The organism is Geothrix fermentans DSM 14018, assembly GCF_000428885.1.
GTDB lineage: Bacteria > Acidobacteriota > Holophagae > Holophagales > Holophagaceae > Geothrix > Geothrix fermentans.
In genome coordinates this window covers 15359-35827 of record NZ_AUAU01000022.1, presented here as the reverse complement: position 1 = coordinate 35827, position 20469 = coordinate 15359, and the positions used below count along the sequence as shown (strand labels likewise).

General features: G+C 70.2%; 17 protein-coding genes and 1 pseudogene. 5 read left to right on the top strand and 13 right to left on the bottom strand.

The features are described from left to right. Nucleotides 1–17: 17 nt before the first annotated feature. Nucleotides 18–338, bottom strand: a complete 321-nt coding sequence (locus G398_RS0108255; protein ID WP_026853250.1) for a c-type cytochrome — start codon at nucleotides 336–338, stop codon at nucleotides 18–20. 285 nt (nucleotides 339–623) lie between these two features. Between G398_RS0108255 and G398_RS0108250 the strand changes: the two genes are divergently transcribed. Further along, nucleotides 624–1001, top strand: coding sequence for a (2Fe-2S) ferredoxin domain-containing protein (locus G398_RS0108250; protein WP_211229060.1), 378 nt, complete (start codon nucleotides 624–626; stop codon nucleotides 999–1001). A 6-nt stretch (nucleotides 1002–1007) separates the two neighbouring features. Here G398_RS0108250 and G398_RS19550 read toward each other — a convergent pair whose 3' ends face one another. The 3 genes from G398_RS19550 to G398_RS0108235 form a co-directional block, all read right to left on the bottom strand. Then, nucleotides 1008–1583: an NTP transferase domain-containing protein gene (locus G398_RS19550; RefSeq protein ID WP_157492334.1), complete on the bottom strand. Its 576-nt coding sequence runs from the start codon at nucleotides 1581–1583 to the stop codon at nucleotides 1008–1010. Continuing rightward, complete coding sequence (gene moaA / locus G398_RS17180; protein ID WP_157492333.1) at nucleotides 1580–2638, bottom strand: GTP 3',8-cyclase MoaA; 1059 nt, start codon at nucleotides 2636–2638, stop codon at nucleotides 1580–1582. Before moaA ends, G398_RS19550 begins: the two co-directional genes overlap by 4 nt. 75 nt (nucleotides 2639–2713) lie before the next feature. Then, entirely contained in the window at nucleotides 2714–5770 is a 3057-nt protein-coding gene (locus G398_RS0108235) for a sensor histidine kinase (RefSeq protein WP_169720632.1), read from the bottom strand. A 75-nt stretch (nucleotides 5771–5845) separates the two neighbouring features. On the opposite strand from G398_RS0108235, the gene G398_RS0108230 reads away from it, so the two are divergent. The 3 genes from G398_RS0108230 to G398_RS0108220 all read left to right on the top strand — a co-directional run bounded on the left by G398_RS0108230 (nucleotide 5846) and on the right by G398_RS0108220 (nucleotide 9476). Next, nucleotides 5846–6625 (top strand): TatD family hydrolase, encoded by a 780-nt coding sequence (locus G398_RS0108230; protein WP_026853247.1) that lies wholly within the window; start codon nucleotides 5846–5848, stop codon nucleotides 6623–6625. Further along, the gene (locus tag G398_RS0108225) at nucleotides 6601–7290 is read left to right on the top strand and encodes a hypothetical protein (protein WP_026853246.1); all 690 of its coding nucleotides are present in this window, start codon (nucleotides 6601–6603) and stop codon (nucleotides 7288–7290) included. Before G398_RS0108230 ends, G398_RS0108225 begins: the two co-directional genes overlap by 25 nt. Nucleotides 7291–7493: 203 nt before the next feature. Beyond that, the gene (locus tag G398_RS0108220; RefSeq protein WP_026853245.1) at nucleotides 7494–9476 is read left to right on the top strand and encodes a FecR family protein; all 1983 of its coding nucleotides are present in this window, start codon (nucleotides 7494–7496) and stop codon (nucleotides 9474–9476) included. A gap of 74 nt (nucleotides 9477–9550) precedes the next feature. Here the strand turns inward: G398_RS0108220 and G398_RS0108215 are convergent, their stop codons facing one another. Beyond that, nucleotides 9551–11335, bottom strand: a complete 1785-nt coding sequence (locus G398_RS0108215) for an acyl-CoA dehydrogenase family protein (protein ID WP_026853244.1) — start codon at nucleotides 11333–11335, stop codon at nucleotides 9551–9553. 136 nt (nucleotides 11336–11471) lie between these two features. On the opposite strand from G398_RS0108215, the gene G398_RS0108210 reads away from it, so the two are divergent. Next, the gene (locus tag G398_RS0108210; protein ID WP_026853243.1) at nucleotides 11472–12164 is read left to right on the top strand and encodes a class I SAM-dependent methyltransferase; all 693 of its coding nucleotides are present in this window, start codon (nucleotides 11472–11474) and stop codon (nucleotides 12162–12164) included. A 129-nt stretch (nucleotides 12165–12293) separates the two neighbouring features. On the opposite strand, the gene G398_RS17175 is transcribed toward G398_RS0108210, so the two are convergent. The 8 genes and pseudogenes from G398_RS17175 to pyrR form a co-directional block, all read right to left on the bottom strand. After that, a complete protein-coding gene (locus G398_RS17175; protein ID WP_043484375.1) occupies nucleotides 12294–14039 on the bottom strand; it encodes an acyl-CoA dehydrogenase family protein in 1746 nt (581 codons plus the stop codon). 88 nt (nucleotides 14040–14127) lie between these two features. Next, a complete protein-coding gene (locus tag G398_RS17170; protein WP_052571686.1) occupies nucleotides 14128–14676 on the bottom strand; it encodes an ATP/GTP-binding protein in 549 nt (182 codons plus the stop codon). After that, on the bottom strand, nucleotides 14673–16274 hold the full coding sequence (locus G398_RS0108195) for a PAS domain S-box protein (protein WP_245576287.1): 1602 nt from the start codon (nucleotides 16272–16274) through the stop codon (nucleotides 14673–14675). The genes G398_RS17170 and G398_RS0108195 overlap by 4 nt, the downstream gene beginning before the upstream one ends. Nucleotides 16275–16293: 19 nt before the next feature. Then, nucleotides 16294–17817 carry a 2,3-bisphosphoglycerate-independent phosphoglycerate mutase gene (gpmI, locus tag G398_RS0108190; RefSeq protein WP_026853241.1) on the bottom strand — a complete coding sequence of 508 codons (1524 nt, stop codon included), beginning with the start codon at nucleotides 17815–17817 and terminating at the stop codon, nucleotides 16294–16296. A gap of 7 nt (nucleotides 17818–17824) precedes the next feature. Further along, nucleotides 17825–18316, bottom strand: a complete 492-nt coding sequence (locus G398_RS0108185) for a hypothetical protein (RefSeq protein WP_026853240.1) — start codon at nucleotides 18314–18316, stop codon at nucleotides 17825–17827. A gap of 65 nt (nucleotides 18317–18381) precedes the next feature. Next, nucleotides 18382–18687, bottom strand: a pseudogene (locus G398_RS17165) (ORF6N domain-containing protein); the annotation flags it as partial. Further along, entirely contained in the window at nucleotides 18687–19646 is a 960-nt protein-coding gene (locus tag G398_RS0108175; RefSeq protein WP_026853239.1) for an aspartate carbamoyltransferase catalytic subunit, read from the bottom strand. The pseudogene G398_RS17165 and the gene G398_RS0108175, both read right to left, overlap by 1 nt. Further along, nucleotides 19646–20218, bottom strand: coding sequence for a bifunctional pyr operon transcriptional regulator/uracil phosphoribosyltransferase PyrR (gene pyrR, locus G398_RS21475; protein WP_281173071.1), 573 nt, complete (start codon nucleotides 20216–20218; stop codon nucleotides 19646–19648). Before pyrR ends, G398_RS0108175 begins: the two co-directional genes overlap by 1 nt. Nucleotides 20219–20469 lie beyond the last annotated feature (251 nt).

Genomic DNA, 20469 nt, shown 5'->3' with positions numbered 1-20469 from the left:
ATGGCCGCGGGCCGCGATCAGCCGCCGCAGGTCTCGGGCTGCGGGGAGTCGGAGGCGTGGTTCACGAGGAAGGTCTGCACGTCCTTGACCTGCTCGGGCTTCACGATGGAGTCGATCTTTTCGGCGCCCTTCTTGTGCTTGCCGGCGGCGAAGTAGGCCTTCCACTGGGCCTGGGTCTTGGAGAGGGGGGTGATCTCTTTGGCGCTGCCGCCGGCCGTGTGGCAGGACTTGCAGGACTTCTTGAAGAAGAACTTGCCCTTGGTGTCGCTGCCGCCCTGGGCGGCCAGCGACGCCGACAGCGCGGCGATCACGGCGAGACATTTCAGGGTGTTCCGCATGGAAGCACGTCCTTTCTGGGAGGGTGGGGGATGGGCGGGCTCCGGCCGGGCAGGCCGAAGGCACCGGACCCGGGGATCCTGTGGGAGCTTGCAGCGGGCGCGGATGAGGCGCCGCTGGAATAGAGGATGAATGGGTGGATAACGAGGTCAAGTCGTTCGTGACTATGGTCACTAATAATTAAATAACCACCAAGTAATTTGACCCCAAACCCTCGATTGGCATGGATCTGCAAGCTTTCCCCGGCCGCCACAAAGGCTGGTATGGTGGGGGTTCCCGAGGCTGCCATGCCTGTTCCCCGTCCCCTTCCCACCCCCGAGCAGGACGCCGCCGTCACGCCCGTGATGGGCCCCTCGCTGAAGCGCCAGGTGCTGGTCTGCACCTCGAAGAGCTGTGCGGCCAACGGCTCCGAGGCCGTGCTGGAGGCCTTCAAGGCCCACCTGATCGAGGCGGGCCTCCTGTTCTACAAGGGCAACCGGCAGGGCGAGGTCCAGTGCATCCACTGCGGCTCCGTGGGCTTCTGCGCCATCGGCCCGGCGGTGCTGGTGTATCCGGATGGCATCTGGTACGCCCACGTGACCCCCGAGGACGTGCCCGAGATCATCGAGAGCCACCTCAAGGGTGGCGTGCCCGTGGAGCGGCTGGTGCGGAAGCGGCTGGGCTGATTCCCGCTAGCCTTCGTCCTCGAAGTCCCGCCGCTCCTCGGGCGTATCCACGTCCTGCCATTCCGGCCCGTCGCAGGGCAGCACGAGGTGGGGCAGGGACTCCAGGAGCGCGGTGAGCGAGCGGGGGGTCGCGGCGGCGATGGCGGGGCGGAGGGCGGCGGCGATCCAGCCTCCGAGGGGCTGGAGGCGGCCACCGTGCCGGGCCGCCACCCAGTGCGCAGCCCCGGGATCGGCCGCTTCCGCACGCTGGGCCCAGGCCGCCAGGGCATCCGGCGTCCAGCGCACCTGGTCGCAGGCCACCACCCACCAGCGGCGTACGGCGGGCGCCTCCCGGGCGGCCCAGACCCCGAGCGCGCGGGCGGGGCCCTCGCGCGGATCCTCCAGTACGGGAAGGTCCGGCCGGTCGGGCAGGGGCTCCCCCAGCACCTGGACGGGCGCGCACGGGAAGACAATCTCGAAGACCTGGACGAGGCGCCCGCCCCAGCTGCCGCCAGCGGGATGGGGCAGGGCATGCTTCGCCTCGCCCATCCTGCGGCTCTGGCCGCCGCTCAGCAGCAGCAGGCCCACGGGCCTCCGGCTCACCCGCCCACCTGCCACATGCCGTCCGCGAGGTCGGGAACCTGCCCGCGACGCATGGGATGGCAGTCCAGCTTCTCCGTGAGGGCCTGGCGGATGAGCCGGGCCAGGTCCTCGTGGGTGGCGTGGTTCCGCAGGGGCTCCAGCAGGTCCACGGGCCGGTTCCCGAAGAGGCAGGCCTTCAGCTCGCCGCGGCTGGTGAGGCGGACCCGGTTGCAGCGGTCGCAGAAATCGGCGCTGAGGGTGGAGATGACGCCCACCTTCCCCTCGCCGCCCGGCAGGCGGAAGATCCGCGCGGGACCCTCCTCCAGGCCCACCACGGGCTCCTCCTCCAGGGGGATCCCGAGGCCCTCCTGGACGATGCGGAGGATCTCCTCGGCCGGCATGAACTGGTCCTTCCCCCAGCCGTTGCCCTGGTAGGGCATGAACTCGATGAAGCGGACCTGGATGCCCTCGGCCCTCGCCAGCCGCGCCAGGGGGAGGATCTGGTCCTCGTTCCAGCCCCGCAGCACCACGGCGTTGAGCTTCGTCTTGAGGCCCGCCGAGCGGGCGGCCTCGATGCCGGCCATCACGCGAGAGAACCCATCCTTGCGCGTGAGGCGCTCGAAGGCGCCCCGCTCGGCGGCGTCCAGGCTCACGTTCACGCCGGCCAGGCCCGCGTCGCGCAGGCCCCGGGCCCGGCGGGCCAGGTGGACCCCGTTGGTCGTGAGGTGCACCCGACCCTCCACCTCGGGGCTGATGCCCGCCACGATGGTCTCCAGGTCGCGGCGCATCAGGGGCTCTCCGCCCGTGAGGCGGACCTTGCGGATGCCCAGGCTGGTGAAGACCTGGACGGCCTGCACCACCTCGTTCCGGCTCATGGCGGGCGGTTCGGCGCGCTCCAGGGCCCCGGTCCGCGGCTTGCAGTACACGCAGGCCAGGTTGCACTGCTCGGTCACGGAGACGCGCAGGTAGGTGATGCTCCGCCCCAGCCCGTCCTTGAGGCCGTCCTTCAGCCTCAGCATGCGGGGAGGTTGGTTGTGCCTGGGGAGGGGCAGGGGCATGGGATGAGAAGGGGCCACGGGTGCTCCGGTCCCACCCAGGATGCGCGGAGTGGTCCGTTCCCGCCCGGGGTTTATGCCCTCGGTCACAGGGGCTCATCCCTCCTGCAGGGGGAGCTCCACGAAGAAGCGCGACCCGTTGCCGGGTTCGCTCTCGATCCTCAGCTCCCCGCGATGGGCCTCGATGATGCTCTGGCAGATGGAGAGTCCCAGGCCCCAGCCCTGGACCGCGTCCCCGGCCTGGTTCTGCCGGAAGGGCTGGAGCAGCTCCCGGGCCTTGGAGGCGTCCAGGCCGCGGCCCGTGTCCCAGACCTCCAGGCGCCAGATCCCGGCGTTCCGGTCCACGGAGGAGCGGATGCCCACCCGGCCGCCGGCCGGCGTGAACTTCAGGGCGTTCTCGAAGAGGTTCAGCATGGCCTGGTGGAGGGTGGCGGTGTCGGCGTGGATCCAGGTCTGCCCCGTGTCCGGGGAGACCTCCAGGTGGAAGGCGAGCCCCCTGGCCTCGGCCTTGAAGCGGAGCACATCCTCGAAGCCCTCGGTCACTTCGGCCGGCACCGTCGGCACCAGCTTGAGGCTCTGGAGCAGGGCTTCCGAGCGGCTCTGGTCCAGCAGGTTCCGCACCAGGGTCTCGATGCGGTTCGCCTCCCGCTCCATCACGTCGAGGAGGTTCAGGCTGGCCTGGGGCGCCAGCTCCCGCAGCCGGTCCAGGGTGAGGAGGATGGTCGTGAGGGGCGAGCGGAGGTCGTGGGTGACCGTGTCCAGCAGCTTCAGTCGGCTCTCGAGGCTCCGCTTGATCTGCTGGTGGGCGTGCTCCAGGGCGCGGTTCTGCCGGTCCAGCATGAGGGTGCGGTTCTCGATGGTCTCCTCCAGCTCGCGGGAGCGGAGGGCGAGGCTGTGGCCGCGCCACCAGAGCGCCCAGGCCAGCAGGCCCACCAGGGCCAGGCCGAAGAGACTCCGGACCAGCCAGCGCTCATGCCACGCGGGGGCGACCACGAGGGAGACCGGCGCCGCCTCAGCCCAGGCCACGCCGTCGCTGGAGGCGCGCAGCCGGAATTCGTAGTGCCCGGCCCGGAGGTTCCGGTACTGGAGCGTGAGCCCCTGGTTCACGGGCCGCCAGCCTTCGTCCACGCCCTGGAGGAAGGCCTGGTAGTGCAGCTGGGAGGGGACCAGCGGATCCCCCGTGTCGAAGCTGAGATCCAGGAAATCCGGCCGCGGGGGGACATCCGCCTCCTGCGGGAGGGCCTGGGAGCCCGCGGGCCAGCGCACATCCAGCAGGGTGGGGGGGCGCAGCGGAGTGTTGTGGAAGCCCTGGGCGTCCTGGAGGATGCAGACCCCGCCGATCATGCCGATCCAGAGCCGGCCCTTGGAATCCAGCAGGAAGCCGTCGTGGTTGGTCTCCTCCGAGATGAGGCCCTGGCTGCGGCTCAGGTGGTGGAGGTTCCGGCCCTCCAGCAGGGTCACGCCCTTGTTGTGGCCGAAGGCCATGCGGCCCCGGCCCACGTCGGCGATGAAATTGATCCCCTCGTCCGGCAGGCCGTCCTTGATCCCGAAGGTGGTCCACTGGCCGTCACGCCAGAGGTGGAGGCCCTTCATGGTGCCGATCCAGAGCCGTCCCCGGGCATCGGCGGCCATGGCCGTCACCGTGGAGGCGGCGAAGGGGGCCTCGGGGAAGGCCCGCTGGAGCTTGCCCCTGTCCAGTTCCCAGAGCCCGTAGCCCGTGGCCAGGAGCAGGCGACCCTCGTGGCGGAGGATGTTCGAGACGGTCTCGTTGCCCGCCTCGGGCGGGAGGCGGTGGTGGGCCAGGAGGCGGCCCTGGCCGTCCAGCTGGAACAGGCCCTGGTCGGTGCCCGCGAAGATGCTGCTTCCATCGCGGACCAGCGTGAGGACGGCGGCCTTGGCCATCTCCCGGGGGCCGGCGGCGGCGGCGCGGCCGTTCCGCCAGCGGGCGAGGCCGCGGTCCGTGCCCACCCAGACGCCGCCGGCTCCATCCGGGAGCAGGCCCCAGGTCTCGGTGGCGGGGAGGCCCTCGCGCTGGGTCCAGTGGCCGGTGATGTTCCGGCGGTCCTCCGCCAGGTAGATCCCGGTGCTGGTGGCCAGCATGTAGCGGTCCGGGGCCAGCTCGAGGATGCCCGAGACTGCGGCCAGATCCTTGCCCAGGACCACGTTCGAGCTGTCCAGGGTCAGCAGTTCCGGCAGCGCCTGGGCGGCGAGGCCATCGCCGTCCGAGCCCACCCACAGCACGCCCCGCCGGTCGCGCATGGCGATGAAGATGCGGTCGCGGGGAAGGCCCGTCGCCGCTGAGAGGATCCGGGTGCGCCCGTCGGCCTCCCGGACCAGCACGCCGTCACCGCCCAGGGAGATCTGGAAGCCTTCGCCCAGGGTGTCGAACCGGAGGCTCACCATGCGGGGGGTGCGGGGCAGTCCGGCGAGGGGCACGTTCACCCAGCGGCCCCGGTCCATGCGGAGGAGGGCGCTGTCCAGCAGCAGCCAGGCCTGTCCGCGGCTGTCCACCTGGAGGTCGCGGGCCACTCCGCCGGGATGGTTCCGGGACAGGGCGTACAGGCTCAGGCCCTGCGGGTCCCACCGGGCCACCAGGTTGTCCCGGCCCAGGATCCACACCCCCTTCGCATGGTCCCGCGCCAGGCGGCGGATCGGCCCCCCAGGCCAGGGCGCGGGCAGTTGCACCGGGGTGAACCGCCCGTCCTGGAAGCGGAACAGGCCCTGGCGGTTGCCCACCAGCACGCGGTCCTGCTCGTCCAGCCCGAGGGCCCGTGCTTCGAGGGCCCCCCCGTTCGGGTCGAGGGTATGGTTCAGCACGGTCTCGCCGCGGATCTCGGACACGCCCTCCTGGCTGCCCACCCAGATGCTGCCGGAGGGTGACTCCAGGAGCGTGTGGATGAAGAGGGCCTTGAGTCCCTGGGGCCCGGCGAAGGTCCGGAAGCCCGAAGCCCCCAGACGCGCCACGCCCCCGGTGTTGGTGCCCACCCACAGGAACCCGCGCTGGTCCTCCAGCAGGGTCGTCACCTGGCTCTGGGGCAGGCCGTCCCGCAACCCGAAGCGCCGGAACGCAGGCTGCTGGCCCGCCAGCGTGAGGGAGACGGTGAGGCTCAGCCAGAGCCATAGCCATAGGATGGTGGGGCGGAAGGAACGCATGGGTCGATCGTTGAGGGGATCATCGGCGCGGAAGCCGCGCACCATGATCCTTGGTGGGCATGGGATCATGAAACCATGCTTGTGGACGCCCATTGCCATCTCACCGGGAGCCATCTGGCCGATGGCCAGGTGGAAAGGACTCTCGACCGGGCCCGGGCCGAGGGGGTGGCGGGGTTCATCGCCGTGGGCACCGACTTGGAAGATTCACGCGCAGTACTTGACCTTGCGCGGCGGATTCCAAGCGTTCGGGCCAGCCTGGGCGTGCATCCCCACGAGGCCAAGACATGGTCTCAGGATACGGAACCGGCCCTGGCGGCCCTGGCGGCGGATCCCGCCGTGCGCTTCGTGGGCGAGACCGGCCTGGACTGGCACTACGATCTCAGCCCGCGCGACGAGCAGGAGGCGGTGTTCCGCGCCCAGATCCGCCTGGCGAAGGCCCTCGGGAAGCCCCTCATGATCCACACCCGATCCGCCCCGGAGGCCACGCTGGGGATCCTGGAAGAGGAGGGCGCCGACGCCGTGCGGGGCGTCATCCACTGCTTCAGCGAGAACCGCGCCTTCGCCGCCCGCGCCCTGGACTTGGGCTTCTACCTCAGCTTCTCCGGCATCGCCACCTTCCGGAAGGCCGAGGCCGTGCGCGACGTGGCGGCCTGGGCGCCGGCGGACCGCATCCTGGTGGAGACGGATGCGCCCTTCCTGGCCCCGGTGCCCTACCGGGGCAAGTCCAACGAGCCCGCCTACGTGCGGTTCACCGCCGAGGCCGTGGCGGCGCTGCGCGGCATCTCCACCCAGAAGCTGGCCGACCTGACCACCCGCAACCTGGAGGCCCTGTGCGGCTGGGCGCCCTCTTCCTGACCGGCGCGGCCCTGCTGGCCGCCCCCCCTCCCGCGACCCAGGCCCCGACGGTCCCGGGCCACCAGCCCCTGCCCTGGGAGCAGGCCTCGCCCCTGGCCTGGATGGCGGAACCCTGGGTGCCCCCGGCGGAGGTGCCCGGGACCCCCGCCCCCTCCCAGGGACCCATGACCGTGCACCTGAGCGGGGATGGCACCCTGCGCGTGAGCGATGCCCGGGGTCTGATCCTCCTGCTCACGGGCCTGCCGGGGCGGCCCCTGCGGGCCTGGCGGGATGGCGGCGCGCCGCTGGACCTGGCACCGGGCGTCTGGACCTTCCCCAAGGACTCCCCCCTGACCCAGGGACTGGGGGGGCTCCAGTGGGGCGCGGACGACTTCCGCCCCTTCCTCCGGGGCCTGCTCTGGGTCATGGAGGATGGCGAGAGCTTCCTGATCGTGGTGCATCCCGCCACGGCCCGGCTGGTCCACCTGCCGCTGCCGCCGGGCCGGGACCTGCGGATCCGCTTCCTGCCCGACCGCCTGGAGGTGGCCGCCGGGGACGTGGAGAAGGGCGCTCCGCGCCAGTGGTCCATCCCCTGGATGGGCCTGCTGCCCCGGCTGGCGGCCCTGGGGCCCCGCCCCGACCCCCCCAAAGTGGGCACCGCCCTCGCCCCCTTCCCCAAAGACTGAGGCCGAGAGCCTGAAGACTGAGGACTGAGGACCGAAGACTGAAGACTGAGGACTGAGGACTGAGGACCGAAGACTGAAGACTGAGGACTGAGGACTGAAGACTGAAGACTGAAGACTGAAGACTTACAAAAACTGGCACGACCCTGGCTCGGTACCCCGGAACCGATCCTGCGGGAGTCGGCATCCAATCCCTTGGAGGTCCCATGAACGCGCCCTTCACCCATTCCCGAGTCGCCGCGGCCCTGTTGCTTCCCGCAGCCTTCGTGGCGATGGCCCCCCACGCGGCTGCGCAGGCCCCGGGGGATGATGAGACCTACCAGGGCGAGGCCCCTGAGCGCTATGCCATGGTGCGAGCCGTCGAGGGCGAGGTCCGGGTCCGCAAGGGCGACTTGGACGAGACCCTGGGCCGCGGCACCCCCATCGCGGAAGGCGATGTCGTGGAAAGCCGCGGTCGTGGCGTTCTGCAACTGGGCGACGGCACCCGCATCGCCTTCGGCGGCGCCACCCGCTTCACCGTGGCGGCCCTCTTCACCAACCGCCAGGGCGAGAAGCAGGTGCTCCTGCGCCTCGACTACGGCCGCATGCGCGTGGTGCTGGGCGGTCAGTCCGACGCCCGGTTCCGGGTGGACACCCCCTCCGGCACAGCCACCTGCTTCGACAGCGGCGCCTTCACCATCGAGGCCGAGCGCGACCGGCTGGTGCGCCTCAAGGTCCACAGCGGCCGGGTCTCCTTCGCCAACGAGCGGGACGAGAACCGCGTCTCCGCGGGCGAGCGGCTGACGGTCTACAGCCCCCAGGACCGGCTGGACCGCGTGCGCGACTTCAACACCTACGACGGCGACGACTTCGACCGCTGGAGCGAGCGGGCGCTGGTGATCCGGCGCGGCGAGAGCTGGGACCGGGTGCCCTCCGAGATCCGCTACTACGCAGATGATCTGGACGGCCACGGCCGCTGGGTCGAGTCCACGGAGTACGGCTGGGTCTGGCAGCCCAACGGCGTGGCCGAGGACTGGCGCCCCTACTACGAGGGCCGCTGGGCCCCCTACGCGGGCGGCATGACCTGGATCTCCGACGAGCCCTGGGCCTACGTGGCCTACCACCACGGCCGCTGGCACTGGAGCCTGGGCGTGGGCTGGTTCTGGATCCCCGGTGTCTACTACAGCCCCGCCTGGGTGGCCTGGAACTACACCCCCGGCTACTACGGCTGGGCGCCCCTGGGCTACTACAACACGCCCTGCCACTGGGGTTACGGGGCCTGGGGCGGCGGCTACGCTTGGAACGTGGTGTCCGTGAACTACATCAACGTGGTGAACGTCCGCACCCGCATCTACTCCGACGCCAACGTGATCCGCAGCTTCAACGGCGCCACCGGCGCCACCACCTGGACCGGCGGCGGCCGGGATCTGCGGGCCCCCTGGCAGCGGTCCCCCTTGGTGGTCTCCCATGCGGAGTTCCGCAACCCGGGCCAGATGCAGACGGCCTTCCAGCGCGACGTGAACCGCCAGCGGCTGGCCACCTATGAGCGCCAGGCCCAGGCTGCCACGGGCCGCACCATCATCCGGCGCGAGGCCGCGCCCGTCGCGGCCGCCCGCCCCGGCACGCCCACCCCAGGCGCCACCCCCGGCCCCGCCGCCCGGGTGCCCTTCGAGGATCGCCGGGCCCAGGGCGCCGACCGCCCGGTCTCGCCCCGCGCCCGGGGCTTCGAGGACCGGCCGCGGGACCGCGCGCGGGAGCTGCCCTCGCCCCAGCCGCAGGACCGGCGGGCGGATCCGGCTCCGCGGGATCGCGGTCCCGAGCCCCGGGGCCGTGTGGAGGACCGGCGTCCGGACCCCGCGCCCCGGGAGCGCCCCATGGAATCCCGGCCCCGCCCGGAAGAGCGGCGCCAGGACCCAGCCCCCCGCGAGCGCAGCTACGAATCCCGGCCCTCCCAGCCGGACCGCCGCATGGAGAGCGCGCCCCGGGAACGCCCCGTGGAGCCGCGGCCGCGGTACGAGCGGGAGGAACGCCGCCCGGACCCTTCGCCCCGGCCCGCCGAGCGGGAATCCCGTCCCACCCGGGTCGATCCGCCCCGGGAGCGGGCCCCCGAACCCCGGCCCGAGCCCAGGTCCGAATCGCGCCCGGAACCCGCGCCCATGCGCCCCTCCGGCGGTGAAGGCCGCGGCGGCGGCCGCGAGATCCGGCGGTAGATCAAACCTGGAACGAAAAAGGGGCCCCGCGGGGCCCCTTTCCATACGCCGCCGCGCCGCGGCGGCGCCCAGGTTCAGAACACTTCGACCGGGTAGTACCCCTTCTGGATGAGCTCGCTGGCGATGCGGCCCCGCAGGCGGGCGCTGCTGGTGGGGTGGAACTCGGTGAAGGCCTTCACGCCGGCCAGGGCGTGGCGCAGGGCCTCGCCTTCGACCACGTCCGCGCAGAGCATGCGGGCGTCGCCGTGGACCTTGTGCCAGCTCTCGTTCACGTAGAGCTCGGTCATGTCGCGGGCGATCTGGGCCCAGCGGTGGCCGGACTCCACCATGCGCTCGGCGCGCACCACGGCGCTCTCCATGGCGTAGATCTCCATGAGCATGTTGCTCATGCGGGCCATGACCTCCTGGTTGTCGATGAGCTTCTGGCCCAGCACCTGCACCGCCAGACCCGCAGCCAGCATGCACTGGCGCTTGCTCAGCTCCACGCCGTGCTTGAGGCGGGCCAGGGGGCCCGTGAAGCTCTCGGCCTTGATCGGGTTGGAGATCTCCTTGGCCACCTGCTGGCCGAACTGCATGAGGGGCAGCTCGCCCTTCATGGCGCGCTTCAGCAGCGTGCCCGCGATGAGCAGGCGGTTGATCTCGTTGGTGCCCTCGAAGATGCGGTTGATGCGGCAGTCCCGCTGGGCCTTCTCGGCCGGGTACTCGGCGCTGAAGCCGTAGCCGCCGAAGGCCTGCACGGCCTCGTCCGCCACGCTGAACAGGGCCTCGCTGGCCCACACCTTGGAGATGCTGCACTCGATGGCGTACTCGTCGATGGCGGCCATCTTGTCGGCGCCGGCGGTGGGGCTGTCCCAGCTGGTGGCGTGGAGGGCGTCATCCAGGTAGCCGATGGTGCGGAAGTTCAGGGCCTCGGCCACGAAGATCTTGGTGGCCATGTCGGCGAGCTTCTGCTGGATGAGCCCGAAGCTGTTGATGGGCTTGCCGAACTGCTGACGCTCGCCGGTGTACTTGATGGTGTATTCCAGAATGCGCTTCATGCCGCCCTGGCTGCCCACGCCCAGCTTGAAGCGGCCGATGTTCAGGATGCCGAAGGCGATCTTGTGCCCCTTGCCGATCTCGCCCAGCAGGCGGTCCTTGGGGATGCGGCAGTTCTCCAGGATGACGGTGCGGGTGGAGCTGCCCTTGATGCCCATCTTCTTCTCTTCGGCGCCGGTGCTCACGCCGGGGTCGGTCTTCTCGACGATGAAGGCGCTGAAGTCCTTGCCGTCCACCTTGGCGAAGATCACGAAGACATCGGCGAAGCCGGCGTTGGTGATCCACATCTTGGTGCCGTTCAGCACCCAGTGGTCGCCGTCCATCACGGCCGTGGCCTTCGCGCCGAGCGCGTCGGACCCGCTGCCCGCCTCGGTCAGCGCGTAGGCGGCCAGCCACTCGCCGGTGGCGAGCTTGGGCAGGTAGGCCTTCTTCTGGGCCTCGGTGCCGAAATAGACGATGGGCAGGGTGCCGATGCCGGTGTTGGCGCTGTAGCTCACGGCGAAGCTGCCCTGCTTGCTCATCTCCTCGAGCACGAGCATGGCGGTGCGCTTGTCCACGTCCATGCCCTCGTAGGCCTCGGGGATCTCGAGGCCCAGCAGGCCCAGCTCGCCGGCCTTCTTCATGAGCTCGATGGTGAGGGGCAGGTCGAGCTTGTCGATCTCCTCGTCGCGGGGGATGACCTCGCCCTCGATGAAGTCCCGGGCGGCCCGGGCGAACTCCTTGGCGTCGTCGCCGAACTCCTCGGCGGTGAACTGGGGCATGGCCCCGATGGGGGTCAGCAGGAAACTGCCTCCCTTGACCTGCTCTGCAGCGGCGGTGCTCATCTCTGTCCTCCAGATTGGGGTAGGGACCACGATGGGGGCCCACAGGGCTCTTGGCTAGCCTCTACCTCTGGTCAATGCCGGGGATACCTCAGGTAGGCCTCCTCTCTGGTTCAATGGAAGGGCCCCAGGAGGTTGGATGCCGGAAGGCCCTCAAGTGCAGCAGATGTTTTCGGCCATCGCCGGGAAGTACGACCTCCTGAACCATGTGCTGTCCGGCGGCGTGGACTTCTGGTGGTGGTGGCGCATGGCCCGGCGCTCCGGCGCCGCGCCGGGGAAGCGCTTCCTCGATGTGGCTGCGGGCACGGGGGACTCCAGCGTGGCCCTGGCCCGGCGCGGCGCCCAGGTGGTGAGCACGGACTTCACCCACGCCATGCTGCGGCTGGGGCCCGCCAAGTTCCAGCGCAAGGGCCTGGCGGACCGGATCTGGGCCTCCAGCGACGCGGACGCCCAGCGGCTGCCCTTCCGGGACGCCAGCTTCGACGGCATCACCATCTGCTACGGCATCCGCAATGTGGAGGCGCGGCCCCTGGCCTACGCCGAGTTCCTGCGGGTGCTGAGGCCCGGCGGCCAGCTCACCATCCTGGAGTTCAGCACTCCGGTGCTGCCGGGACTGAAGGCGCTCTACGACTGGTACAGCCTGCGCGTGCTGCCCCGCATCGGCGCCCGGATCAGCGGCGACGCCTCCGCCTACACCTACCTGCCCGAGAGCATCCGCGGCTTCCCGGACCAGCGGGCCCTGGCCGCCGAGCTCACCGACGCGGGCTTCCGCGAGGTCGGCTGGACCAACCTCACAGGCGGCATCGTGGCCCTGCACACGGGCGTCCGGTAGGAGAGAATCCCCGGCGCGAGGGATCCACCACGGAGACACTGAGAACACGGAGGAGAAGAACACGGAGATGCGATTTCAGTGCTTTCTCCGTGTTCTTCTCAGTGAACTCCGTGCCTCCGTGGTGAATCTTTAGCCGATCGGGTAGCGCCCCTGCTCCATGAGGGCCAGGGCGATGCGGTTGCGCAGGGTGGAGAGCGGCGCCGGCGCCGGGGCGTGCATGGCGAGCAGCTCCGCCATGAGGGCGTCCAGGGCCTCGCCGGAGGCCAGCTCGCCGGCCAGCATGCGGGCCTCGGACTGCACGCGGTTCCAGGCCTCCTGGGTGTAGACCTCGGCCATGTCGCGGGCCAGGGCGGCCCAGCGGTGGCCGGAGGCCAGCATCTTGCCGGCGCGGACCGCGGCGGACTCCATGGCATAGAGTTCCAGCAGCAGGTTGCTGATGTGGGCCGCGGCCTCCTGGTTGTCCAGGATCTTCGGTCCCTGCTCCGCCTGGGCCCGGGCGATCACCTTCAGGGCCCGGGCCTTGGCCAGGGCCACGGTACCCAGCAGCCCGTCCTCCGGCACCTGGAGGGGCGCCGAGCCGGCTTCGGCCAGGGGCAGGCCGTCCGTGCCGCTGCACCGCTTGAGGAAGGTCTGGGCGATGAGGAGGCGGTTGATCTCGTTGGTGCCTTCGAAGATGCGGTTGATGCGGCAGTCCCGGTAGATCTTCTCGGCGGGGTACTCGGCGCTGAAGCCCGCGCCGCCGAAGGTCTGCAGGGCGTCGTCGGCGGTGGCGAAGAGGGCCTCGCTGCCCCAGACCTTGGCCATGGAGGCTTCGGTCGAGTACTCCTCGATGGCCTTCATCTTGTCGGCGCCGCCGGTCTCGCTCTCCCAGCTGGTGTGGGCCAGGGCCTCGTCCAGGTAGCCGATGGTGCGGAAGTTCATGCTCTCGCCCACGAAGATCCGCACGGCCATGCTGGCCAGCTTCTGCTGGATGAGGCCGAAGGCGGTGAGGGGCTTCCCGAACTGGGTGCGCTCCCCGGCGTATTTCAGCGTGTACTCCAGCACGCGCTTGCCCGCCCCGGCGGAGCTGGCGCCCAGCTTGAAGCGGCCCACGTTGAGGATGCCGAAGGCGATGCGCGCGCCCTTGCCCTTGCCGCCCAGCAGCCGGTCTTCGGGGATGCGGCAGTTGTCGAGGATGACGGTGCGGGTGGAGCTGCCCTTGATGCCGAGCTTCTTCTCCTCAGCCCCGGTGCTCACGCCGGGATCCGTCTTCTCGACGATGAAGGCGCTGAGGTGGGTGCCGTTGATCTTGGCGAACACCACGAAGACATCGGCGAAGCCGGCATTGGTGATCCAGGCCTTGGTGCCGTTCAGCACCCAGTGGCCGTCCTCCAGCACGGCGGTGGTCTTCGCGCCCAGGGCATCGGAGCCGCTGCCCGCCTCGGTCAGCGCGTAGGCCGCCACCCACTCGCCGCTGGCCAGCAGGGGCAGGTACTTCGCCTTCTGCGCGTGGTTCCCGAAGTAGACGATGGGCAGGGTGCCGATGCTGGTGTGGGCGCCGTAGCTGGTGGAGAAGCTCGCCTGCTTGGCCATCTCCTCCAGCACCAGCAGGGCCGTCTTCTTCTCCAGGTCCAGGCCGCCGTAGGCCTCGGGGATCTCGATGCCCAGGATGCCCAGCTCGCCGGCCTTCCGCAGCAGCTCGCGGTTCAGCTCCAGATCGAGGTGGTCGATCTCCTCGTCCCGGGGCATGACCTCACCGGCCACGAAGTCGCGGGCGGCTTCCGCGATGGCCAATGCCTCCTCGCTGCTCTCCTCGGGCGTGAACTGGGGCAGGGTGCCCGCGGGGTGGAACATGAAGCTGCCGCCGCGCACGAGCTGGGTGTCATTCAGGGCCATGGACGCCTCCCGACCCTGGATGATCTACCGAGAGTCAGGACCGCTCCAGCCCAATGGGGGCGATCTGGATCACAAATGACCAAATGGTCTATAACAAACGCTTCTGGGCCTTGGGGTGGTGGAGGACCACCTCCTTCACCCGGCGGATCCAGCCAGGGCGGTCCCCGGGATCCAGCCGTTCGTGGGGGATGGCGCGCTCCGCCAGGAGCTGATCCACCAGCCGGTCGATGGACTCGGCGAAGAAGGTGTCCGTGTCCCGCACGCCGTCCGCCGCCAGGTGGCCGGAGAAGGGCACCTTGAAGAGCAGGTCGTAGCCCTTCATCCAGTGGTGCATGAAGCGCTCGATGGGCAGCTGGCGGCCGAAGGCCAGCATCAGGTAGGCGTAGTTGTCCAGCACGCTGCGGTCGCACACCACCACGTCATGCTGGCTGCCGGAGCGGATCTCCTCCGCCATCTGCGTGAAGAAGATCCAGGTCTGGGCTTCCAGGGAGGTCTTCTGGTTGATGGGCAGGGGCGAGAGCCGCGCCACCTCCTTCACGATGTCCACATGGATGCCCTCCCGCTTGAGGGCCGCGGCCAGCTCATAGCAGAGGGTGGTCTTGCCCACGCCGTGGGTGCCGATGAAGGCGATCTTCACTCGCTACCTCCCTCGGTCCGTTGAGTGCGGCGGGCCTGGATCTCCTCCCGGAACCTCTGGGCGCAGTCGGGGCAGACGCCGTGGGTGAAGGTGGCCTCCGTGTGCTCGGAGAGGTAGGTCTCGATCTGGCTCCAGTAGCCGTGGTCGTCGCGCACCTTTTTGCAGTTGCCGCAAATGGGGAGCATGCCGCTGAGCTGCTTCACGTCGGCCAGGGCCTGGGTCAGGCTCTGGATCAGCCTCTCGCGCTCCACCTCCATCCGCTTGCGCGCGGTGATGTCCCGGGTGACGCCCTGGAAGCCGAGCAGGCACCCGTCCTCCCCCCAGACCGCCCGGCATTGGATCTCCACGTGGATCTCAAGCCCGTCCTTGCGGGCCACCGTGGTCTGGAGCAGGTCCTCCTCGGCGGGCTGGGACCCAGGAGGAAGCCGGCGGATTTCATCCAGGCGCTTCTGGAACGATTCGCCAGCTTTCCCAGAGACCGCCCGCACCTCCGGCTTCGAGGCCATGAACTCCTCGGGGGACCATCCGCGCTGCTGGAGGATGGCGGGGCTCACGTAGGTGAGGTTGCCGTCTGGATCCATGGACCAGATGACGTCTGTGGCATTCTCCGCCAGCAGCCGGTACTTGGCCTCCTGAGTGGCCAGCCGCTCCTGGTCCTTCTCATAGCGGATCCAGGAGGATCGCGCTTGCCAGCCCAGGGCCAGGGTGAGGCCGACCAGCCCCAGAACCACCCCGGCCGCCAGGGCGGCCTGGTGGCGCCAGGCCTGGAGATACTCCTGCTGGGCCAGGCCAACCTGGATGTAGAACACGGGAGAGTCGGACCTCCGCAGCGTGTAGGTGCGCCGGATGCCGTCCAGGACCGATGTCTCCGTGAACTGGGCGGAGCCATGGCCGGACCGGATCGCCACCTGGTAGGCGCCGGACACGTGGGTGTCGCCGATCAGCCTGGACCGTCCTGCGAAGTCGGGATAGCGGGCGAGCAGGCCCAGGTCCGCCCCCCGCAGGGACACTGAACCCCATCGGCCCACATCCAGCCGGGACATGGTCCGGGCCAGTTGTTCCGTGGGAAGCAGGGCGTAGACCGCGCCGGCGAACCCGCCTCCGGCGCGCTGGATCCGCCGGGCCAGGATGAGGTTCCAGGTGCCGCCCGGGCCCGGGACGGGGCTGGAGATGAACAGGTCATCCCGTTCCGTCTCCTGGAACTGCCGGAAAAAGGCCTGGCTGGACACCGCCGCCGCGGGTTCCCCGGGGACCGCGTAGATCACTCGCCCCGTCCGGTCCGCCACCTGGAGGGAGGTCAGGTTCCCGGTCCGCTGGAAGGCCTGGGTCAGGACGCTCTGCCTCAGGCCCCGGGGGTCGTGGACGGCCTCGTCCTGGAGGGACTGGAGGGTGAGGTCGATCCCCCGGATGGTGTCCCTGACGTTGTCCTCCAGCGCCTCGGACAGGTTCTGGGTGGCGATTTCGGCCCGCCTCACGTGCTGCCGGTAGATGACATCGAGGCTCCAAGCCACCGCGACCGCCACCCCCAGGTTCAGCAGGATCAGCAGCGCTCCGATGACCTTGACGATTCGCGGGGTGGCGACGGATGCGAGCGGCATCTGGCTCACGGAGCCCTCCTCAGAGCAGGCTCTTGCCGTCCATGGCCTCGGGCTGGGGCAGGCCGAACAGCTTCAGGAGGGTGGGGGCCACGTCGCTGAGTGCGCCGCCGCTGCGAAGCTGGCGGGCCTCGAAGCCCCGGGCCACGAGGACCGCCGGAACCGGGTTCAGGGTGTGCGAGGTGTGGGGATTGCCGCCCTCGTCGCGCATGCACTCGCAGTTGCCGTGGTCCGCGGTGATGAAGAGGGCCCCGCCCGCCGCCAGCGTGGCGTCCGCAATGCGGCCCACGGCGGCGTCCACGGCCTCGCAGGCGGTGACGGCGGCCTTCAGGTCGCCGGTGTGGCCGATCATGTCGGGGTTGGCCAGGTTGCACACCAGGAACCGGTACTGGCCGGAGCCGATGGCCGCCTCCAGCCCATGGCTCACGTCCGCCAGGCTCATCTCCGGCTGCAGGTCGTAGGTGGCCACCTTGGGGGAGGGCACCAGGCGCCGTTCCTCGCCCTCGAAGGGGGCCTCCCGGCCGCCGTTGAAGAAGTAGGTCACATGGGCGTACTTCTCCGTCTCCGCCGTGCGGAACTGCTTCCAGCCCTTGGCGCTGATGAGCTCGCCCAGAATGTGGTCCAGGCTCTGGGGCGGGTAGGCGACGGAGATGTAGGGGTCGAGTTCCATGTCATAGGCCGTGAAGGTGACCAGCTTCACGGCCGGGCGGTGCCGGGGCTTGAATCCCGCGAAGCCGGGATGCACCAGGGCGTGGCACATCTGCCTGGCCCGGTCGGCGCGGAAGTTGAACCACAGCACGCCGTCGCCATCGGCGATGGGATGGAAGGCCGTGAGCTTCGTGGGGGCCACGAACTCGTCCGTCTCGCCGCGCCCGTAGGCCGCCGCGATGGCGGCCAGGGCGTCCGGCGCCGTCTGGGGCGCCTCGCCGTCCACGTAGAGCTTCCAGGCCTGCTCCGTGCGCTCCCAGCGCTTGTCGCGGTCCATGGCCGTGTAGCGCCCGCACACCGAGCCGAGGGTCACCAGGGGGAGGTCCCGCAGCTGGAAGGTCAGCCACTGGAGGTAGCCGTCGGCGCTCTTCTGGCCCGTGTCGCGGCCGTCCGTGATGGCGTGGATGGTGGTGGGTACGCCGGCGGCCTGGGCCCACTGGGCCAGGGCCACGAGATGGTTCTGGTGGCTGTGGACGCCGCCGTCGCTCACCAGGCCCATGAGGTGGAGGCGCTTCCCGGAGGCCTTGAGCCCGGCCAGCAGGGCGCCCATGGCGGCGTTCTCCCGGAAGGTGCCCCGCCGGATGGCCGCATCGATGCGGGTCAGCTCCTGCCACACCACGCGGCCGGCCCCCAGGTTCATGTGGCCCACCTCGGAGTTGCCGAACTGGCCGTCCGGCAGCCCCACGGCCTCGCCGCTGGTGAAGAGCTGGGTGGTGGCGTAGGCCTTCCTCAGCGAGTTGAAGCGCGGCATGGCCGCCACGAAGGTGGCGTCGAATGCGTTCCGCGGCCCGTCGCCGAAGCCGTCGAGGATGAGCAGGGTGATGGGGCCTTGGATCATGGACGGATCATCCCTTCTTCGGGGCGCGCTGCCGCGCCTTCAGCCCCTTGGGCAGGTTCTCCTGGACGAAGCCGATGGGGCGCTCCGGCTGCCCCTCCTCTTCGCCCTCCCCCTGGAGGGCCTTGAGGATCACGTCCACCTTCTGTTCCAGCAGCATGAGCCGGGCGGCCAGCTCGGCCTGGGCCGTGAGGACCCGCCGGGCCTCGGCGAAGGCGGGCAGAAGCTTGAGCAGGGCCGGCTCCTGGTCCGCCAGGAGGCCCGTCAACAGGGCCGTTCCGGCCTCCGTGAAGGCCAGGACGGGGGCCTGGGGGATCTTCTGGCGCTCCTCGGCCGTGAGGTGGAAGACCAGGCTCTCGGAGAAACGCTCGGGGCGGGCCTGCACCAGCGCGGTGAGGGCCTTCAGGTCCAGGCCCAGCTGGTCGGCCAGGGCCTGGTCGGGCAGGGCGGCGGCATCCCTGATCCAGAGCAGGCGGGAGAGGATCTCGACGGGGGCGGCCATAACTACCTCTTCGGGCGGAAGCCGATGGGCTTCCTGGCGGGGACGGGCGGTTCCCTCAGGTCCCGGATGGCCCGCTCGCTGTTGAGCACGCTGGAAAGCATGGCCACGCCCAGTTCCGTGAAGGCGTACGGCGCGGTCCTGCGGCCGCCCCAGGACCTTGAGATCCCAGATTGTGATTTCAAGATGGCCCATTCCCCATCGCTGAGCTGGAACATGAAGTCAGCCGGAAATCGCTGGGCGTTCCGCTTGATGGCCTGGACGAGGACCCGGGTCTCCACCCCGTAGAGCTCAGCGAGATCCGCATCCAAGAGCACCCGGTCCTTCCGGAAGAGGTGGATGGCGTGCAGGATGCGCTCGACGGGAAGCGCCATCAGGGCACCTGCTCCCCGTGGGGGTGGGACAGCAGGTAGAGGACGGCCATGCGGACGGGCACGCCGTTGGTGACCTGGTCGAGGATGAGGTTGCGGGGGCCGTCGGCCACGTCGCTGGTGATCTCCAGGCCGCGGTTGATGGGGCCGGGGTGCAGCACCACGACGTCCTTCTTGGCCTGCTTCATGCGGGCCGGGTTGAGCTGGAAGAAGCGGCTGTACTCGCCCTGGCCGGGGATGTAGGCGCCCGTGCCGCGCTCGAACTGGGCGCGGAGCATCATGATGGCGTCCTGGTCGGGGATCACGGCGTCGAAGTCGTGGCTGATCTGGATGCCGGGCCAGGTGGCGGCCATCTCCTGGGGCACCAGCGTGGGGGGGCCCACCAGGGTGACCTTGGCGCCCATGCGGGTGAGCAGCCACAAATTGGAGCGCACCACGCGGCTGTTGCGGATGTCGCCCACGATGGCCACCCGCAGGCCCTCCAGGTTCCCGAAGTGCTTGCGCAGGGTGTAGGCGTCCAGCAGGGCCTGGGTGGGGTGCTCGTGGGCGCCGTCGCCGGCGTTCACGATGCTGGCCTTCATGTGCCGGGCCAGCAGGGCGTGGGCCCCCGGGGCGCTGTGGCGCATGACGATGAGGTCCGGGTGCATGGCCTCCAGGTTCATGGCCGTGTCGATGAGCGTCTCGCCCTTGTTCAGGCTGCTGGTGTCGGCGTCGAAGTTGATGATCTCGGCGCTGAGCCGCTTCTCGGCGATCTCGAAGCTGTTGCGGGTGCGGGTGCTGTTCTCGAAGAAGAGGTTCACCACCAGCTTCTTGCGCAGGGCCGGCACGATCTTGATGCTGGGCCGCTCGCAGACCTCCTCGAAGGCCCGGGCCTGGTCCAGGATGGCGGTGATGTCCTGGGGGCTGAGGGGCTCGATGCCCAGCAGGTGCTTGTGGGGAAAGACGTAGCGCTCGGACGTCATCAGCAGGCCTCCACGGTCACGCCGTCTTCACCATCGATTTCCTTCAGCCGCACCGCCACCCGGTGGCCTGGGGGCACCTCCACCCGCAGCCCGGCGAGGTCGGCCTGGATGGGCAGCTCCCGCCCGCTGCGGTCCGCCAGCACCAGGAGCATCACCCGGCGGGGGCGGCCATGGTCCAGCAGGGCGTCCAGGGCGGCGCGCACCGTCCGGCCGGTGTAGAGCACGTCGTCCACCAGGACCACGGTGCGCTCCTTCAGGGTGAAGGGGATCTCCGTGGGCCGGACGATGGGGCTGCCCACCATCTCGGTGAGGTCGTCCCGGTAGAGGGTGATGTCCAGGGAGCCCACGGGCACCGCGGCCCCGGTGGCGGCCCGCAGGAGGATGGCCAGGCGCTCGGCCAGGGGCAGGCCCCGGGAGCGGATGCCCAGGAGGACCACCTCCTCCTCGGGCTTCAGGCGAGCCAGCAGGTCCTCCGCCAGGCGCCGGAGGGTGGCGTCCAGCTGGCCGGGGTCCAGGCAGCCTGACCCAGACCCCCCGTGTGCCGCGACGGTGCCAGCCGGGATGCTCGGCAAGGAAGGGCCCGCAGGGCAACGTGGTTCGTTGCTCAAGGGCCCTGACGCCGCCGAGCGCCCGGCTGGCACCGTCCCTTCGGGCTGGGGCGGCGGGCAGCACCCCGCTGCGTCAGGCTCGGATCGCGTAGAACCACTAGGCTCACCTCGCCTTCCTGGCGGGCTACTGCCCGGCGCTCCCAGCGCGGCGCGCGCGGGATCTGGGTCAGGCTGCGGAGGGCAAGGGCCTTGGGCTTCGGGCATGGAACCTCCGG

Excerpts from the sequence above, each read along its gene's own strand:
- G398_RS0108215 (WP_026853244.1), bottom strand. The coding sequence starts at position 11,335 with ATGAGCACCGCCGCTGCAGAGCAGGTCAAGGGAGGCAGTTTCCTGCTG.
- G398_RS0108250 (WP_211229060.1), top strand. The coding sequence starts at position 624 with ATGCCTGTTCCCCGTCCCCTTCCCACCCCCGAGCAGGACGCCGCCGTC.
- G398_RS0108230 (WP_026853247.1), top strand. The coding sequence starts at position 5,846 with ATGCTTGTGGACGCCCATTGCCATCTCACCGGGAGCCATCTGGCCGAT.
- gpmI (WP_026853241.1), bottom strand. The coding sequence starts at position 17,817 with ATGATCCAAGGCCCCATCACCCTGCTCATCCTCGACGGCTTCGGCGAC.
- G398_RS0108185 (WP_026853240.1), bottom strand. The coding sequence starts at position 18,316 with ATGGCCGCCCCCGTCGAGATCCTCTCCCGCCTGCTCTGGATCAGGGAT.
- G398_RS0108235 (WP_169720632.1), bottom strand. The coding sequence starts at position 5,770 with ATGCGTTCCTTCCGCCCCACCATCCTATGGCTATGGCTCTGGCTGAGC.
- G398_RS0108220 (WP_026853245.1), top strand. The coding sequence starts at position 7,494 with ATGAACGCGCCCTTCACCCATTCCCGAGTCGCCGCGGCCCTGTTGCTT.
- G398_RS17175 (WP_043484375.1), bottom strand. The coding sequence starts at position 14,039 with ATGGCCCTGAATGACACCCAGCTCGTGCGCGGCGGCAGCTTCATGTTC.
- G398_RS0108255 (WP_026853250.1), bottom strand. The coding sequence starts at position 338 with ATGCGGAACACCCTGAAATGTCTCGCCGTGATCGCCGCGCTGTCGGCG.
- G398_RS0108195 (WP_245576287.1), bottom strand. The coding sequence starts at position 16,274 with ATGCCGCTCGCATCCGTCGCCACCCCGCGAATCGTCAAGGTCATCGGA.
- G398_RS0108210 (WP_026853243.1), top strand. The coding sequence starts at position 11,472 with ATGCCGGAAGGCCCTCAAGTGCAGCAGATGTTTTCGGCCATCGCCGGG.
- G398_RS0108175 (WP_026853239.1), bottom strand. The coding sequence starts at position 19,646 with ATGACGTCCGAGCGCTACGTCTTTCCCCACAAGCACCTGCTGGGCATC.